At 63.0% G+C, this 16,361-nt stretch carries 17 protein-coding genes and 2 pseudogenes; 6 read left to right on the top strand and 13 right to left on the bottom strand.

Translation table 11 applies throughout. The features are described from left to right. Positions 1-151, top strand: a 151-nt coding sequence (locus RCH10_RS24540; protein ID WP_409054423.1) for an integrase core domain-containing protein, incomplete at its 5' end; no start/stop codon positions are given. 231 nt (positions 152-382) lie between these two features. On the opposite strand, the gene RCH10_RS24535 is transcribed toward RCH10_RS24540, so the two are convergent. Further along, positions 383-610, bottom strand: coding sequence for a hypothetical protein (locus RCH10_RS24535; RefSeq protein ID WP_409054420.1), 228 nt, complete (start codon positions 608-610; stop codon positions 383-385). A gap of 26 nt (positions 611-636) precedes the next feature. After that, positions 637-897, bottom strand: a complete 261-nt coding sequence (locus RCH10_RS24530; RefSeq protein WP_409054419.1) for a hypothetical protein — start codon at positions 895-897, stop codon at positions 637-639. Between the two features lie 336 nt (positions 898-1,233). On the opposite strand from RCH10_RS24530, the gene RCH10_RS24525 reads away from it, so the two are divergent. Beyond that, positions 1,234-2,187 carry a Bug family tripartite tricarboxylate transporter substrate binding protein gene (locus RCH10_RS24525; protein WP_409054418.1) on the top strand — a complete coding sequence of 318 codons (954 nt, stop codon included), beginning with the start codon at positions 1,234-1,236 and terminating at the stop codon, positions 2,185-2,187. A gap of 78 nt (positions 2,188-2,265) precedes the next feature. Here RCH10_RS24525 and RCH10_RS24520 read toward each other — a convergent pair. Beyond that, positions 2,266-3,247: pseudogene (locus tag RCH10_RS24520) on the bottom strand (beta-ketoacyl-ACP synthase III). A gap of 295 nt (positions 3,248-3,542) precedes the next feature. On the opposite strand from RCH10_RS24520, the gene RCH10_RS24515 reads away from it, so the two are divergent. Together RCH10_RS24515 and RCH10_RS24510 are read left to right on the top strand one after the other, a co-directional pair. Beyond that, entirely contained in the window at positions 3,543-4,826 is a 1,284-nt protein-coding gene (locus tag RCH10_RS24515) for a beta-ketoacyl-[acyl-carrier-protein] synthase II (protein ID WP_409054417.1), read from the top strand. A 46-nt stretch (positions 4,827-4,872) separates the two neighbouring features. Beyond that, positions 4,873-5,094, top strand: coding sequence for a hypothetical protein (locus tag RCH10_RS24510; protein WP_409054416.1), 222 nt, complete (start codon positions 4,873-4,875; stop codon positions 5,092-5,094). A 27-nt stretch (positions 5,095-5,121) separates the two neighbouring features. Here the strand turns inward: RCH10_RS24510 and RCH10_RS24505 are convergent, their stop codons facing one another. The 4 genes from RCH10_RS24505 to RCH10_RS24490 all read right to left on the bottom strand — a co-directional run bounded on the left by RCH10_RS24505 (position 5,122) and on the right by RCH10_RS24490 (position 7,919). Beyond that, the gene (locus RCH10_RS24505; protein WP_409054415.1) at positions 5,122-5,382 is read right to left on the bottom strand and encodes a hypothetical protein; all 261 of its coding nucleotides are present in this window, start codon (positions 5,380-5,382) and stop codon (positions 5,122-5,124) included. Between the two features lie 134 nt (positions 5,383-5,516). Further along, on the bottom strand, positions 5,517-6,275 hold the full coding sequence (locus RCH10_RS24500) for a fused MFS/spermidine synthase (protein WP_409054414.1): 759 nt from the start codon (positions 6,273-6,275) through the stop codon (positions 5,517-5,519). A gap of 166 nt (positions 6,276-6,441) precedes the next feature. Continuing rightward, on the bottom strand, positions 6,442-7,227 hold the full coding sequence (locus RCH10_RS24495) for a hypothetical protein (RefSeq protein ID WP_409054413.1): 786 nt from the start codon (positions 7,225-7,227) through the stop codon (positions 6,442-6,444). Next, a complete protein-coding gene (locus RCH10_RS24490; protein WP_409054422.1) occupies positions 7,224-7,919 on the bottom strand; it encodes a YoaK family protein in 696 nt (231 codons plus the stop codon). Before RCH10_RS24490 ends, RCH10_RS24495 begins: the two co-directional genes overlap by 4 nt. Positions 7,920-8,231: 312 nt before the next feature. On the opposite strand from RCH10_RS24490, the gene RCH10_RS24485 reads away from it, so the two are divergent. Together RCH10_RS24485 and RCH10_RS24480 are read left to right on the top strand one after the other, a co-directional pair. Then, a complete protein-coding gene (locus RCH10_RS24485) occupies positions 8,232-8,552 on the top strand; it encodes a DUF167 domain-containing protein (protein ID WP_409054412.1) in 321 nt (106 codons plus the stop codon). Between the two features lie 122 nt (positions 8,553-8,674). Beyond that, positions 8,675-9,158 (top strand): annotated as a pseudogene (locus tag RCH10_RS24480) (NADP-dependent isocitrate dehydrogenase); the annotation flags it as partial. Between the two features lie 50 nt (positions 9,159-9,208). Here RCH10_RS24480 and RCH10_RS24475 read toward each other — a convergent pair. Genes RCH10_RS24475 through RCH10_RS24450 form a run of 6 tightly spaced genes read right to left on the bottom strand, consistent with a single transcriptional unit; the run spans position 9,209 to position 16,313 of the window. After that, positions 9,209-9,958 (bottom strand): 4Fe-4S dicluster domain-containing protein, encoded by a 750-nt coding sequence (locus RCH10_RS24475; protein WP_409054411.1) that lies wholly within the window; start codon positions 9,956-9,958, stop codon positions 9,209-9,211. A gap of 8 nt (positions 9,959-9,966) precedes the next feature. After that, a complete protein-coding gene (locus tag RCH10_RS24470; RefSeq protein WP_409054410.1) occupies positions 9,967-11,451 on the bottom strand; it encodes an NADH-quinone oxidoreductase subunit C in 1,485 nt (494 codons plus the stop codon). Further along, positions 11,448-12,956 (bottom strand): complex I subunit 5 family protein, encoded by a 1,509-nt coding sequence (locus tag RCH10_RS24465; RefSeq protein WP_409054409.1) that lies wholly within the window; start codon positions 12,954-12,956, stop codon positions 11,448-11,450. Before RCH10_RS24465 ends, RCH10_RS24470 begins: the two co-directional genes overlap by 4 nt. Beyond that, complete coding sequence (locus tag RCH10_RS24460; protein ID WP_409054408.1) at positions 12,953-13,558, bottom strand: hypothetical protein; 606 nt, start codon at positions 13,556-13,558, stop codon at positions 12,953-12,955. The genes RCH10_RS24465 and RCH10_RS24460 overlap by 4 nt, the downstream gene beginning before the upstream one ends. After that, entirely contained in the window at positions 13,555-14,481 is a 927-nt protein-coding gene (locus RCH10_RS24455; RefSeq protein WP_409054407.1) for a respiratory chain complex I subunit 1 family protein, read from the bottom strand. The genes RCH10_RS24460 and RCH10_RS24455 overlap by 4 nt, the downstream gene beginning before the upstream one ends. Further along, entirely contained in the window at positions 14,478-16,313 is a 1,836-nt protein-coding gene (locus RCH10_RS24450) for a proton-conducting transporter membrane subunit (RefSeq protein WP_409054406.1), read from the bottom strand. The genes RCH10_RS24455 and RCH10_RS24450 overlap by 4 nt, the downstream gene beginning before the upstream one ends. Positions 16,314-16,361: the final 48 nt, after the last annotated feature.

Below are 16,361 nucleotides of genomic sequence, written 5' to 3'. Positions count from 1 at the left end.
CGCCTACGAGAGCGTCGGCCAGGCCCGCACCGGGATCGGCCGGTACATTGAGTTCTACAACACCCGCCGGCCGCACTCGAGCTTGCAAGCCCGCATACCCGATGTGGTGTACTTCGACTCGCTGCCATGGCCTTCGGCCCAGGCAGCCTGACCCCGCAGGATCCACTTAAAAAGATTCGGAATCTGTTCAGACGAATGGGGCCGGCTCTCATGCTCGGTAAGCTCTCGAGCCATTATTGATTTCTGCTTTTTCTGTGATGTCATCGCGTGATGGCGTCGGCTTGTGGGGGCGCTGACGACAGAGCCAGGAAGCTGGCTTTCAGGCGCACAGGCATGGCCGCCTGCCTGCTTCCATCTGGCCCGACGGCTGAGCGGCGGCGCCCTACCTCCTCAGTCGCGACCGCGATGCCAGTTCCCCTTTGGGCGTGATTTGTAGCACTACCGCGTGCCCGTCGTAATGCCATCCCACCCCGTCATTGACTTCGTTGGGCAAGCTTCCATGTACAAACTGGCCGGAGACGAGGAAGCTGGCCTTGGCGATATCCTGCGGATCGGAAAACGTGACAGGCAGGACGCTCACGGCGAGCTGCGAAAGAAGATCGAGCGGCATGGTATGTCCCTGAACTGCGCGAACCGTCAATGGCCGCGGATGGTGCCCTTGCCGGCGTCGATTGCGGTATCCAAACGCGTATAGCCCTGCTCGGTGATGCGCATCACGATGGCGTGGCCGGCATAGGTCGAGTTCTTTCCCTGTCCTCGTCGAAGCGGCGGCAAGTCTGCGTCGATGAGGCGCTGGGATCGCAGCAGCAGGCACTGCGATATCTCCGTATCGGTGTCCACAATCAGCGGCAGCTGCGAGCAGCGCAGTCGCTGCAACAGCTCGATGGCCATGGCCATGAAAGTCTCCTTTAAATACAGGTGGCGCATACAGTCAGACCTCCAGGGGCGCACGATGGATGTCATCATTTGACATGCATTGGTAGCGAATCGAGACGTTTTTTAAGTGTGTATTATTACACTATAATGTTAATTAAATGAGTACTTTTACTGGGCGGAACTGACCTTGTAGTGGACGTTGATTCCACAGCGCGGCAGTTTGCATTTTCTTTTCGAGGCGCAGGCCACGTCCCGTGCCGAAAGGCTTGAACTTTGGCCTTTCTCCTGCATTGAAATCCAACGAAAGACCACGAAATAGGTCCTTACGCTAGCCGGGCGGGACGACTTTGGACAACGATGGCGTTCGCGCTCTTCACGCTACTGGGAGCCTCGGCACACGCGCAGGGCGACGGTTTTCCCCAACGCCCGATTCGCATCGTGGTCCCATTCCCGGCGGGTGGCTACGCAGATCAGTTGTCACGGCTGATGGCGTTGGACATGGCAAAAACGTTTGGGCAGCCCGCCCTGGTGGACAACCGTCCGGGTGCGGGCGGCAATATCGGGGCCGACCTCGTCGCCAAAAGCGCGCCGGACGGCTACACAGTAGTAACCGGCACCATCGGCACCCACGCCATCAATGCGGCGCTGTACCGTAAGATGCCTTTTGATGCCTTGAAGGACTTTGTGCCTGTCGCATTCATTGCCGATGCCGAGACAGTTCTGGTGGTGAGCCCGGGCGTCGGCGTTCATTCTGTCGGCGAACTCATCGCCCTGGCCAAGGCGAAACCGGGTCGCCTGAGCTTTGCATCGGGAGGCGCCGGCACCACGGGTCACCTGGCGGGTGAGTTGTTCAAGACGGCGACTGGCATCGACATGGTCCACGTTCCTTACAAAGGCAACGCTCCGGCCATGAACGATCTGGTTTCCGGCCAGATCAACGTGTCGTTCGCCACTTTGCAGACGGCGCTGCCGTTCATCAAAAGTGGACAGTTGATCGCGCTCGCAACCTTGGGCGCTGTGCGCTCTCCCACCTTGCCTGATCTGCCGACCTTGCAAGAAAGCGGCATACCGGGTTTTGAGGTGCGCAATTGGACGGGTCTCTTTGCGCCTGCCGGCACGCCCCCGGCGATCGTGCGCAAGCTTTCCGACGAGGTGGACCGGGGGCTGGGGTCGCCCGAGGTCCAGCAGCGCATGCGCGGCGAGGGCCTTCGCTACATTCGCATGGGACCGCCCGAATTCGCGGGCTTCGTCGACACCGAGTCCAGGAAATGGGCCAAAGTCGTCAAAGCGTCAGGCGCGCAGATCGACTGACGCTGCAAAAAATGCGTCTCGGATTGCGGGAGTTCCAGGCCTTGCGACGCGGGCGTAAGACGACAACCTTTGCAGGCTTCAAAACACGAGTACGGCTGCGCCCCAGGTGAGTCCACCCCCAACGGCCTCCAGCAGCACGGTGTCGCCCCGGCGCATCTTTCCATGGCGCGCTGCGTGGTCGAGGGCAAGGGGAATCGAAGCGGCAGAGGTGTTGCCATGATCTTCCACCGTCACGATCAGCCGCTCGGGCGGTAAGGCGAGTTTGCGCGCAGTGGCTTCCATGATGCGGATGTTGGCCTGATGCGGCACCAGCCAGTCGATGTCAGCCACCGTCCTGCCGGCTTTGGACAAGACGAACTTTGCTGCAGTCTCGAGCATGCGGACGGCCAACTTGAAGACGGCTTGACCATCCATCCGCAGCAGCGGCCGACCCGTGACCTGGCCGCCCGCCACGTTCCCAGGAACGCAAAGAATGTCCACATGACTGCCATCGGCATGCAGGTCGCTGGCGAGCAAGCCGGGCTCTTGGCTGCTCTCGAGCACCACCGCACCGGCACCGTCCCCAAAGAGGACGCAGGTGCTTCGGTCCGAGAAATCCAGCAGCCGTGAGAACACCTCCGCTCCAATCACCAGCGCGCAACGCGCCGCTCCGGCGCGGATCATGGCGTCGGCAGCACTCATTGCGTAAATGAAACCGCTGCACACGGCCTGCACATCAAACGCGGCACAAGCGTTGGCGCCGAGTTTGTGCTGCAGGATGGCCGCAACCGAAGGAAACACCATGTCGGGCGTGGACGTGGCCACGATGATCAGGTCGACTCCGTGTGGCCCACGGTATGCTGCATCGAGGGCCTGCCGTGCGGCGAACAAGCCCAGGTCACTGCTGTTGACGCCGACAGCCGCGTAGTGCCTCGCGTGAATTCCTGTGCGCTCAACGATCCACTGGTTGGATGTCTGGATATCGCGCAACGCGAGTTGGGACTTCAGGTCGTCGTTCGTGACGCGCCGGCAGATAGCTGCCAGTGCCGGTGATGCGCGAGTAAGGCGGGGAAAAGCTCATAACTGAGAAGGGTTTGTGATTGCAGCCGGTCCGGCTTGGGCTTCATTGCGGTGCGCACGTGATGGGATTGCACACCTCGGGTCCATATCAGAGCATCTGAGCCTCCGATGCACCATGTTGCACATTATAATAAGAACACTATTGCATGATATTAATATGATAATTGCGTGTTTTTCTTGCAGCCGGCTTTGCCAAGCCAGCCCACTCCGGTGGCGCAGCGCGCCGGCACTGTCAACACCGCGGGTCGACGCGGTCTCTGGCTGTTGGCGGCCGGCTGCTTTTGCAGGGGACGTGCGTGGCTGAGACCGTTCGCGTGGTGGTGACCGGCATGGGCCTCGTAACGCCGCTCGGCTGCGGGGTCGCGACGGTGTGGGAGCGCCTTCTGAAAGGCCAGAGCGGCCTTCGACGGCTTGCTTCCACCGTGTGCGCAGGACCGGACGCGCAGGTCGGCGCGCCGGTACCCACGGTGGCAGAAGATCTTTTGTCAGGCTTCGATCTGGATCGAGTGGTCGAGGGCAAAGACCAGAAAAAGATGGACCGCTTTGTCGCTCTGGCGTTGAGTGCTGCCGACGAGGCCCTGGCACAGGCGGGCTGGCAGCCGTGCCTGCAATTTGAACGCGAACGAACCGCGACCATCCTCGCCTCGGGTATCGGGGGCTTTCCGGCGATTGCGAACGCTGTGCGCACGACGGATGCACGCGGCGCCCGACGCCTGTCGCCCTGCACCATTCCGTCGTTCTTGGTCAACATGGCGGCCGCCCACGTCTCGATCCGCCATGGCTTCACGGGGCCCATCGGTGCTCCGGTCACCGCATGTGCGGCGAGCGTCCAGGCCCTGGGGGATGGCGCCCGCCTGATCCGTTGCGGCGAGGCAGATGTCGCGGTTTGCGGCGGTACCGAAGCGGCCATCGATTTGGTCACCCAGGCCGGATTCGCCGCCGCGCGCGCATTGTCGACCGCCTTCAATGACCGTCCAAGGGAGGCGTCGCGACCCTTTGACGCGGCGCGCGACGGCTTTGTCGTGGGAGAGGGCGCCGGCATGCTAGTTCTGGAATCATTGAGCCATGCCTTGAACCGTGGCGCCGCGCCGCTGGCCGACCTGGTTGGCTATGGCACGAGTGCGGATGCACACCACATCACCACCGGGCCAGCGGATGGTCGCGGCGAGGTCCGCGCGATGCAAATTGCACTGCGACAGGCCGGCGTCAGCGCAGCCAAAGAGAGCCATGTGAATGCGCACGCCACCTCAACGCCTGTGGGCGATGCCGCGAAGCTGGCAGCGTTCCGTACCGTGTTTGGAAGCGGCTCAGCACAGCGCGACACACCGTGTTCCGGTCCGGCCATCAGTGCGACCAAATCCGCCACAGGGCACCTGCTCGGGGCCATCTTCACGGCCATGGCACTGCGCTCCCAGGTGGCGCCGCCCACGCTCAATCTGCATGAGCCGGACCCGGCCAGCGCAGGGTTGGATTCTGTGCGTCTTTGGTCGCGCACGCATCCGATCAAACATGCATCATCCGATGCGTTTGGCTTCGGTGGCGTCAATGCGAGTGTCCTGTTCAAGCGCTGGCATGCCTGACGCGCACGCGTCGCAGCCTGCGCGCCAAAAATCACCAGGAGAAGACATGTTCACCAAGGGCAAGTGGGAAATCAACGGCGCCGCGCAGCGGCTGCCGGACGGCCGCTTCGCGGCGCGCGCCTGCGCAACCTACCATGCGGGTTTACACGTGGACGATCACCCCCTCGAATGGTCGGAGCCGACGTTCGATACGGCCGGCGAAGCGGCGGCGTGGGGCCTTCAGGCAGGACGTGCCTGGCTTGCGGTCCGAGAAGACTGCGGGGAGTAGCGAGGCCTGCCGCACAGCTCTTGCACTTCAAGGCCGTGATTGCGGTTCGGCACATACCGGCTTGTCGATCGTGGCGCGGCAGCCAAGGCTGGTGGTGACGTGTTCGATCAGGCCGAGCGCCAGCAGAGAACGAGCGGTTTGCGTGGCGTCCTTCAACGGCTTGAGGTCCTGGATCTGTTTGAGTGCCGTGAGGCCGTTGATCTGCAGGAGCAGCGAGCGTTCGTCGCCGCCAAGCTTCAGCACATGTGCCACCGCTTCGCGCTGGCCGAGAGCCGTGCGTGCCAACAAGAGGGGAGAACAGTAGATCATAGGATTTCGGTGGTGTGACTTGAAAGGCGAAGTGGGCGGCAGGAGGTGGACTCGCTGGCGTTGAGCATGCAGGCGGCCTGTGGCGGTAGACCCTGGAGGCCGACCGCCCGTGCTCAGGGGCCTCCTTGCCCGCTCCAGCTTCCGGAGCGGCGCAGGCTGGAAAAGCTCGCCTTCAATTGACGCCACGCATCCGGCGGAAGGGTCTCAGCGCAGGTTCTGAGGTTGGCGAGCAAAGGTCTGGCGGCGAATCCCTTGATGGCAAAAGCGATGACGTTGCCAAAAACGTCGTCCATCACGGTCATGACCTGTCCATGGAAAGCGTCACGCAGACGCAGCAGGTGCAGTACGAATTCGTCGTGGTGGGAGTGCAGATTGACAACCATGGTGCCGCCCGGCGCCAGCATCTGGAAGCATCGGTGGTAAAACGCGGCGGAGCAGAGATTGGCCGGCAAGCCCGCGCCGGTAAATCCATCGACCAGCAGCACATCATGGCCGGCCGCGTGGGAGCGCACATAAACAGCAGCATCCTGCAGCCGGACCTGAAAGCGATGATTGTCCCTGGGCACTTGAAAATCGTCTCGCAGCGCGATAACGTAGGGATTGATTTCCACCACGGTGATGCGCGCCTCGGGGAGGTGGCGGTGGCAGAACTTGGCCATCGAACCACCGCCCAGGCCCACCATGGCAATGTGTCGTGGTGACGGCACGAACAGCAGAAAGCCCATCATCAGCCTTGTATAGGGCAGCATCAGATCGTCCGGACGGTCGGTGCGCATCTGGCTCTGGACGTCGTACACAGAGAAATACAGCGTCTGGGTGCCGTCGCTGTGTTCCACGAACGGCCGGAAATGGCGACCTCGCAATGCGCCCATCATCAAGCTGCTACCCACGCGCTGCCAAGTACAGCGTATTTCGCGCAGCGTTCTGCGGTGCGAGGTTTTGCTTCCAATCCGGCACGGGCAAAATGCGGTCCTCTGGTTGCAACCCGCTGCCCTGGCCAGGAAGGCTCCGGCTGTGCGCCGGCGCGGGTTCTGCCGCTCACGGCAACAGCGGGGTGGCCCATACCAGGCGCACAAGTCCGTTGGCGATGTGCGGCAACCGCATCCCGGTGGCCAGCACGTTGTCGGTCAAGCGCAGTGGCAGCGCACTCCTGAGCTGGGCGAAGACGAAGAAGGAGACCTCCTTGTCCCTGCGCGAATGGAAAAGCCGGTTGCTTTCTGCCAACAACAGTGGCACCACGCGCAGGGGCCGGGTGTCGCGGTCAAAGTAGACGTGCACCTGGCGATGGTCCGGCAACGACAGCAGCGCCATTTCCCGTGAACCTTCTGTGGCGAATGCCAAGGGCAATCCGCGCAACACCGGATGGTCTTGCACCAGATGCTCGAGGCTGAGTTCGACCACATGCTGCAGCAGGTCACCATCCAGCAGCCCCGTCTGGTCTTCCGTGTCCAGCAGCCCCTGCAGGTCCATCCTGTGATCCGAGCCTTCATGGCGCAAACAGCTCAGGCCGAGTTCGGGTGTGGACCGACATGCTTTGGCCACGTCCGGCAGTGCCCCTGCATGGCTACATACCGTGGACAGCCAAGCCAGCGCGCTGGCGAAATGATCGAATGCGAAGCCCGATTCCGGAAACCGTGCGATGAACTGGGTCGCATCGGGTTCGTGGTCGGGATGGCACGCGATGACCGACGTCCAGCGCACCGACTGGCCGTCCTGCCAAAGCGCGCCGATGCAGCGGCCAGCATCGCCCGGGCGCGGCTGGTAGCGCAATAACTTGATATGCCGTGGCGCAGGCTGGAGGGCTGCGGCAGCCAAAGAGTTCACCGGCCGTCCTGGCGGGAAGCGGTTTCCATTGCTTGCAGATCCTGCAGCATGGCGGGAGCCGCCAGCACAAGGAGGACCGCGGCCAGCGGCAGGGCTACCAGGTAGCCGACCAAGTCGAATGCCACCGCGCCCACACCCATGCCCCCGACAAACAAGCCAGCGACGGAAGCGTAGAGGGCAAGCCGTTGCACATCGCTGCCGCTGTGCATCGCACCTTGCTTGGTCTTCGCGTTCGGCTTCACGAACCAGCGCGCCAGTTCGGCGCCGAGCTCCGTCACCACGCCGGTGATGTGCGTGGTGGTGATCTCGGTCTGCGCGATGTGGCTGACAACGGCATTCTGCAGCCCCAGCACGTAGCTGAGCAGGACCGCTGCGACGGGCCCGAACCAGGGGCCAAGCGCATCCAGGTTAGCCCCTGCCAGTCCGAACGCGAGCAGCAGCGCGGCTTCCAGTACCAGGGGATGAGACGACTCTGCCTGGAGGTGCAGTCGCTGCGCGCGCGCCACCAGTGCGCCGGTGGTGGCGGCACCGCAGACGAAGGCGACGATCAAACCCACGCCGAGAAAGGCCCAAGCAGAGTGCTCCGATGCCAGCGCCTCGGTGACCTGCGCATTGGGTCCACTCAAGCCTGACACATAGCGCTGGACCGCGACGAGCCCGCAGGCGTTGATGGCGCCCGCCGTGAACGCCAGGGCACCGCCGACCTGCCGGTGGGTCCGCCGGTGCCGTACAAAGTGAAGGAGGTTCTGAAAAATGGCAAGTCCAGGAGAAGTGAACGGACCGTCGATTAGTTCAATGTAGTTTGCATTGAAGCTTATTGCAATGATAATAAAATTATCATGAAAAAGAAATGATGATCACCCTTAAGGGCCGCAGCAGTGCGTGCGCTGTTCCTCTCCTGGACAGTCCGACCCATGGGTTTGTGGCTTTGGTGCAGCGCAGTGCTTGGAATGCGAATGGACTCGCAACGGACAAACCGACCCCTGACCGTTCGCAGCACAAACATGAAATCTTTTTTCCAATGGCAGGCGGACGTGCTCGTGCTGAATGTGCTGGGGTGTCCGGGCGCCCGGCAGGACGCCATTGGCAAGGTGAAGGGCAACCAGCTGAAGATCAGCGTGACGGCATTGCCGCGCGCCGGCCGCGCAACGGATCACATGGTCCGCTTCCTCGCAACGCAGTTCGGCGTAGCGCGCTCGGACATCGAAGTGGTGTTCGGACGCATGAATGTCAACAAGCAGTTGCGCATCAAAGCGCCCACGACCTTGCCCGATTGCATTCAGCGTGTGCCAGTGACACCCCCCGGGGTGGCGAATCGAGCGTGAAGCGCATCTGTCTGTCCTTTTCCTGATTCGAGCTCGCCAATCCATCTTTATTGTCAGAAAGTAGTCCCCATGTGCAAGCGAATTCTGGTTGCCACCGACGGCTCCACGCTGTCGCAGGGCGCACTGGACAGGGCGATCTCGCACCCAAACACGTGAAGCAGTTGGTCGAAGAGAATCACCTGCGTTGGGATTCGCTAGGAGAATTCCTGGCGCTAGCGTTGTCCCTGGAGGACCTCGACCAGAAGACCGGCAACGCGAAGGCATCCCCTGTTGGCCGAGACGTTCGATACGGCCACCGGCATGTTGCTGGACAACGGCAAGGGGCCATCGACCCGCACCGGCGGACTGAACAATTGTGGCAGTCACTTCTACCTGGCGCTTTACTGGTCACAGGCACTGACCGCGCAAACACGGGGTCCTTAATTGCAGGGCTATTTTTCGCCGCTGGCTCAAGCGTTTACGGCCGGTGAGACGGCCATGGTGCAGGAACTGGACACCATTCAGGGGCATTCGGTGGACCAATACCTGCCGGACATCGACAAGATCGATGCGGTCATGCGACCGAGCGCTACTTTCAACGCCGCACTTGCTGCGACCGGCTCCTGAAGCCGTCTTCTTGGAGGTCTACGTCGCTCGCGCCAGCAGGCGGCGGGCGTTCAACTTGGGATGCCAAGGAGGTCGAGAATGCCGCAAACGAAAGTGAGTGGATGCGGTGGGCATCCGGGCACGTACAGGGATGGCTCGAACTTGTCGAGAAAGCTGCGATCCGTTGTGCCCGCGCCTTCGAAGGGACTGCCGGAAATGGCGCAGGCACCTACTGCGATCACGAGCTTGGGATCGGGCATGCCGTCCCAGCACAGCTGCAATGCAGACGCCATGTTGCGGGTGATCGGTCCGGTCAGCACGAGACCGTCCGCATGCCGGGGCGACGCCACGAAGTCGATCCCGTAGCGGCCAATGTCAAAGTTGACGTTCGTCAGCGCATTGACTTCGAGTTCGCAGCCATTGCACCCGCCGGCGGATACCGATCTGAGTTTGAGGGAGTGCCCGAAGCGCTTGCGCAGTGCCGCAGAAACTCTGACCGGGTCGGGCGCCGGCCGTGCTGCGGAGATCATCAGGCCTGCGCGCTGCGTCGCGGCCAGTTGGAATGCGTTGCTATACGAAAGCGTGCCGCTTGGACACACAGGCGCGCAGTCGCCGCACATCACGCAGCGCCCGAGGTCGATGCGCAGCGGGTCCAGCGCAATCGCTGCCGTCGGACAGGCCGATACGCAGGCAGAGCACCCCGTCTCGCAGGTGGCTGGTCCGATGACGGGCGTGCCACGCAGACCGACCGGGTCTGCCCGTCGGGGATTGGGGATGTACTGGCGGCCTTGGGAAAGCCGAACCTGGATGGACTTGAGCACTGGCGTTTCTAAATATCATTCCCACAATAGGAAAGGTCGAAACTCTTGTTGCAGATCGGAAAGTCTGAAATCGCGTTCTCGCGCATGGCCAGGGCGACCCCGAACCAGTTGAGCATCGACGGGTCCTGCACCTTGTGATGCACCAGGTGTCCGTCGGCCCCGGTTTCCAGAATCTGGACCACGGGTCCCCGGAATCCCTCGCGCAGAGAAACACACAGTGTGTTCGGGCGCAGCATTCCCTGGGGGAGAATTTGAGCGGTGGGCACATCCAGTCCCGGTTGTTCCAGCACGTCGGCGACCCAGCCGAGGGACGCATCGATTTCGCGCATGCGCAGCTTCATCCGGCTCCAGCAATCGCCAGTCGTTTCTGTGAGGGCCGCGACAGGGTGAGCCTGATAGAGGCGTCCTGGCAAGGCGGCCCGCGTATCAAAGCCAACATCGCTGGCACGTCCGGCCAGACCCACCATCCCGATCTCGCGCGCGGCCTGGGTGCTCAGGATGCCGACCCCGCGTAGTCGGGAGCGGACACTGCGTGCTTTCAGCACAAGGTCGTTCACTTCGGCAATGTCCTTGGCCACCAGGCCGAGGGTGTGCCGAAGATCCTGTCGGAGTGTCTCCGTGATGCCAAACCGTACTCCGCCAGGACGCAACCAGCCGCGCCCGAAGCGGCTGCCACAGACGCGCATCGAGGCGTTGATGACTGCTGTGCGCAGGCGTCCGTAGGTGGCGCCGCCTTGCAGGAAAGCGGCGTCGGTCGTCAGGCCCGTCAGACTTGACAGGTGCATGGCCACGCGCTCCAGCTCCAGGGCCACCCCACGAACCAGTTCGGCCCGGGCACCGGCCTGCACGCCGGACAGGACCTCCAGTGCGGTGCAATAGCCCCAGGCATAGGCGATGCTGCTGTCACCGACAACCGTCTCGACCAATGACGTGAGGGCGTGGGGCGGCCGCTGCAACAGCAGCGCTTCGACGCCGCGGTGCTGGTAGCCCAACTGGATTTCCAGGTGCTGAACCCGCTCGCCGTGGCACATGAAGCGAAAGTGCCCAGGCTCGATCACGCTCGCATGGATCGGCCCGACGCCAACCTCGTGCACGTCGTGGCCTCGCACGCTGAAGAATGGGTATGCCGTCATTCGCTGCTGGCGCGCGCCTTCGAAACGCACAGGCTTAAGCCAGGGGTGGCCTTCGGGCGTCAGCCCGGTCTGCTCCCACAGTTCCCGCTCGAACATCTGCATGCAGGGGTGGCGCGGGGTGAGTGAGGAAAAGCTGGCACCTCGAGGCGCGTGGGCGCGCAGGACGCGAAGCGGTCCCTCAGCGCCGAGCAGAACGGCTGTGACGCACACGGTATCGTGCGGCGCGACCCGTCCAAAGAGAGTGATCATCCGGTCGCCCGCAGCCAGTGCCTCGTCGCACATTCGCGCCCACAAGGTCAGTTCCAGCTGCGGCCCGTCCAAGGTGGACACCATGACAATGGGTTCAAGGGGAAAAGTCATTGGCCACCGATCGATTGCGCCACGTCGCGCAGCAGCCGGCTGATCGGCCCGGGCGTGTAGACGCCCAGCAGGATCAGCACCGCCACGAAGCCCAGCTTGGGCAGGGCGGTCATCCATCTTTCGCCGACTGACGGCCGCTCGCGCTCGGAAGGGCCCCACAACATGGGAAAAATAGAGCGCCCGGTGGCGACGAAAATGATGGTCAGCATCGTGCACATGATCGTGAACGCGATGAGGTTGCCCGATTGCACGATGCCGGACAGGATCAGCATTTCCGCCATGAAGCTGCCGAAAGGCGGAAATCCCAGCAAGGCGAAGATGCCGACCGCGAACAGCAGCCCGGAGAACGGCAGGACCCGAATCACGCCACTGAGTGCCTTGACGTCGTTGGTGCCATAGACGTTGCGAAGCCGTCCTGCGGTCAGGAACAGCAGCGCCTTCACAAAGGCCCCGCTGACGATGTAGAGCAGCACGCCGTAAGCGGCGGTCTGGCCGACCGACAGGCCGATCGCGATCACGCCCGAAGAACTCACGCAGGCATAGGCGATCAGCCGCTTGAAGCTGCGCGCCGCGATCACCTGGATCGCTGCCACTGTCAGCGACAGGCAGCCCATGACGAGCAGCTGGTAGGCAACGAAGCCATTTTCCTGGACAGGAAACACCTGCAGGATGCGAAGCACCGCAACGATGCTGATGTTGAACTGTACGGCGGCGAGCAGGGCACTGGTGCTCGACGGAGCAGCCTCGTAGGTTTCCGGCATCCAGCTGTATAGCGGGGCCAGCCCAAGCTTGCTGCCCAGCCCGAACAACATGAGGCCCAGACCGAAACGCTGCCAGCTGTCGCTGGCTGACGCGGCGGCGGCTTGCATTTCGCCCAGCGCGAAATTGATCTCCACCCCTTGCAGGTAGGCAGAGCGGGTGAGACACATGATGCCCAGGAAAGTCAGCGCCAGCGACATGCTGGAGTACAGGAGGTAACGCCATGCCACCCGGAATGGGGCACGGGCATTGCCTTGCGCGACCAGGGGCGCAGCACACAGGGTCGTCAGTTCGATGAAGGCCCAAAGCAGCAGCAGGTTGTTGGCCATCAGGCCGAGGTTCATCGCCACCATGAACGCGAGAGTCAAACCGGCGCGCGGCAGCAGGTGCTGCGCCAGCTGCGCAGAGGCTCGCACCCGCGAGGCGAAGTAGACGGCAATGCCGAGGAAGACGGCGTTGACCACCAGCAGGAAGAGCATGGACGTTGCGTCCAAGACGAAGTAGCGCTGCCCGAAGTAAATGGGCCTGACCGCCACCGGCGTGAGCGCGAAGACCGTGAGCCATGACGCGAGGCTTGCGGCCGCCAGTGTGACCAGGGTGGGACCGGCCCACACCTGCAGCACGCGCTGTGGACCGTTCGCTGCGACAGTGCCGGCAACGCTGGTGGCCGGGACCTCAACGCCCCGAACGTCGTTGACGGATGTGTTGCTTGCCAGAACGGCAGAGGCGGTACGCGGCGCGCTCACGGTACCTCCTTGGCGGGTGCTGCCTCGTCGACCAGCTCACGTGCACCGACCAGCCAGCTGCCGACAGCCACTGTGAGGAGGTAGATCGCACTGAGAGCGAAATGCACTGGCAGAGGCCAGGGTTCGGGCAGCAGGGACTCGAACAGGGCCAGGGCGTTTTCCATCAAGAGCACCGCCACCAGCTGCGCGGTCGGCGAGTTGTTTGTGGACAGCACCAGCAGTGCAACAGCCACGGTGGCGCCGACAACGCCGAGAGTGAGCGCCTGCCGGTCGGACATCGCCGGTGCGCCAAACTCGAACGCCAGCACGATCAGTCCGATGGCGATGGCCCAGGTGAACAGATTCGACGGCATGAGGTCCAAGTTGGGCTCCGGGCGCAGGCGGATGGCGCGGCGCAGAAGTCTGGGCGCGATCGCACCGCGCACCACGAGGATTTCGACGAAGGCCACCAGCACATGCGCGGTCACTTCGGCATGTTGCGAAATGCCGTTCCAGCCCAGAGCAATCGCCTGCAGTGCCAGCCAGACTGGCGCGGAACGGACCTTGCCAAAGAAGACGGGCACGACCACTGCGAGCAAAAAGAGCACCAGCGGCAGTGTCAAGGTGACCGTCCCCACCAGCCGGCGGCGCCGACACACAGGGCAGCCGCCGCTGTGGCAAGCATCAGGTAAACGGGCACCAGGTTCAGGCGAAGCCGTGCGACCAGGGACTCGACGCAGCCGACTGCCAGAGCGACGGCTGCCATGATGGCCAATGAAGCGGCGATGGCTGCGAGCGGTGCCACCCGGGGATCGAACGGATTGAGCAGGGCGGCGATCAAGCCTGCGTAGACCGTCATCTTCAGTGCCGCGGCGTATTGCATGGCTGCCAGGTCCGGGCCGCTGTGGTCGAGGATCATCACTTCGTGCACCATCGTCAGTTCCAGGTGTGTCAGCGGATCGTCCACTGGCACACGCGCCGCTTCGGCCTGCAGCAAAACGAAGAGAACGGCCAGAGCGGGCAACACCAGCCAGCCGAACGCTTCGCTGTTGTGCAGATGGCCGATGAGTCCGGCGAAGGTGGCCTGTCCGGTGATCATGCCCGCTGCGCCGACGAGCAGGAACAAGGCCGGCTCGGCATAGGCGGTGAACGACGCCTCGCGCGCGGCGCCCATTGCCTCCAACGAGCTCCCCACGTCCATGGCCGAGAGCATCAAAAAGAGCCGCGCGAGGGCGAGCACATAAGCAAAGAAAATGAAGTCGTGCCTGAACTCCAGGGCTGCCGTGCTGCCAATGTTGGGGGCGATCAGAGCCGCCAGGATGGATGCGGCCAGCACCACCCAGGCGCCCGCACTGAACAGCGGGGTTGCAACGACGCTCAGCACAGGCCGCTTGTGCAGCAGTCGGAGAATGTCCCAGCCCAACTGCAGCAGCGGAGGCCCTTTGCGTCCGGCCCAGAGCGCCTTGGTACGGTTGACCAGTCCTACCATCAGTACCGGTGCGCCGAGCGCGATGACCACATGAGCGAGTCCAAGCGCCAATGTCATTGCAGCGGTCCGCTGGCCATCACGAGCAGCCCGGCGATCAGTACGATGCCGATCAGCACCGCAGCAAATGCAACACGCGGGTCGTCCTCGCGCAAACGGGCCGAGAGTGCCGACGCGGAAGCGTCGCCATGGCTGATCACCGAGAAGAGCCGTCGTTCGACGGCATCCACGCAGTCCGTGACCAAATAGCCGTCCGTGGGAAAGTAGCCCACGGGCGCGCGCTGCCGGCGCAGAGTGAGGATGACGGCGTGAAAGCGCGAACTGAAATCCGTTGAGAAACTGGAACCTGTGTATTGCATGCGGCCGTTCGGCGCTCCATAGCCGCACGCCCATGTGACGTGGTGGGCGTCGAGTGCCGAAGCTGCGCGGGTGCGAAGCCAGAGCATGGCCTGGATGGCGAGCACAAGCGCACCGGAAACCAGACCGATCCACGTCAGGGCCTGACCGATGGGTTGCAGCACGGCGCTGGCGGAAGGGGCGCTGGGGCCCAGTGCGAGGCTGACAGATCCCTGTACCAGCCTGAATCCCAGCACGGGCATAACGCCCAGGACGACCACGCCCACCGTGTGTATCCCCATCGGCCACAACATCCAGCCGCTGACCTCGACAGGGACCGCGACGCTGGCGTCCCGGGGACGCCCGAGGAAGGCAACGCCGAATGCCCGCGTGATGCTCAGCGCAGACACGGCGCCAACAAAGGCAAGAACAGCGGCCGTGAAACACAGCGCCACCTTGGCGCCAGCACCGATCGGCGCGTCGGTGAACAAGCCGGAATAGATCATGAACTCGCTAGCGAAGCCGTTGAGTGGCGGCATCGCGGAGATTGCAATGCCGCCGACCAGGAAACACAGGGCTGTCCAGGGCATCAGCCTGGACAGCCCACCCAGGCGCTCCATGTTGACGGTGTGGGTCGTCTGGTAGACGGCTCCAGCAGCATAGAAAAGCTGGCACTTGAAGAAGGCATGGTTGAGCACGTGCAGCAGACCACCGGCGAATCCGACGGCCGCCAGTGAGGCGCTGCCCCAGGCGAGTCCGAGGCAGCCCACGCCCAGTCCGATGCCGGCAATACCGACGTTTTCAGTGGACGAGTAACCCAGCATTCTTTTGAGGTCCCGCTGACCGACGGTGTACAGCGCGCCGACAACGGCGGACAGCAGCGAGAACCCGATCAGGAACCAGCCCATCCATTCGTCCGGTTTTCCGATCAGGAAAATGAATCGCACCAGTGCATAGAGCCCCGCCTTGTGAATGACGCCGGACATGAGCGCCGAGACATGGGCTGGTGCTGCGGCATGGGCGCGGGGAAGCCAGGAGTGGAATGGAAAAAACGCGGACTTCAGGCCAAAACTCGTGACGAGCAACAGGAACACCAGATTGCGCTCGGAGCCCGCGTTGCTGCGCAGCCACTGCCCGAATCGGCTGAGGTCCCACGCTCCTACATGGGCGTAAAGAATCATGAATGCCGCGACCAGAAAAATCAAACCGATATGGGTCGAGACCAGATAGTTGAAGCCGGCAAAACGCACCTTTTGGTCGGTGTAATTCCAGATGACCAGCAACCACGCCGCCAGCGCCGCGGCTTCCCAGCCCAACAGGAAGATCAGTGCGTGGTCGGCGGTGTAGACCAGGATGAACGCCAATGCCGTGAGGTTCAGCAGCGCGTAGTGCACGCCCAGGTGACGGGTCGACCAAAAAAAGGGGCGCATGTAGCCCACAGCGTAGATGCTGCCCACCAACGTCATTGGCAGCGACCAGACAAGAAAGAAAGCGCCCAGCGCATCAATCCGCACCCGCAGCACGCCCACCGGATAGGCCCAGGCCAGCTCGGCCACTGCCGGAGGCCCCCCGGCAAGGATGGGCAGCACCGTGGTCAGAACCAG

Origin of the sequence: Variovorax sp. GrIS 2.14, assembly GCF_046115955.1 — a bacterium.
Taxonomy (GTDB): Bacteria; Pseudomonadota; Gammaproteobacteria; order Burkholderiales; family Burkholderiaceae_C; genus Variovorax.
The sequence above is the reverse complement of the archived record's forward strand: the minus strand, read 5'-3'. Positions and strand labels throughout refer to the sequence as shown.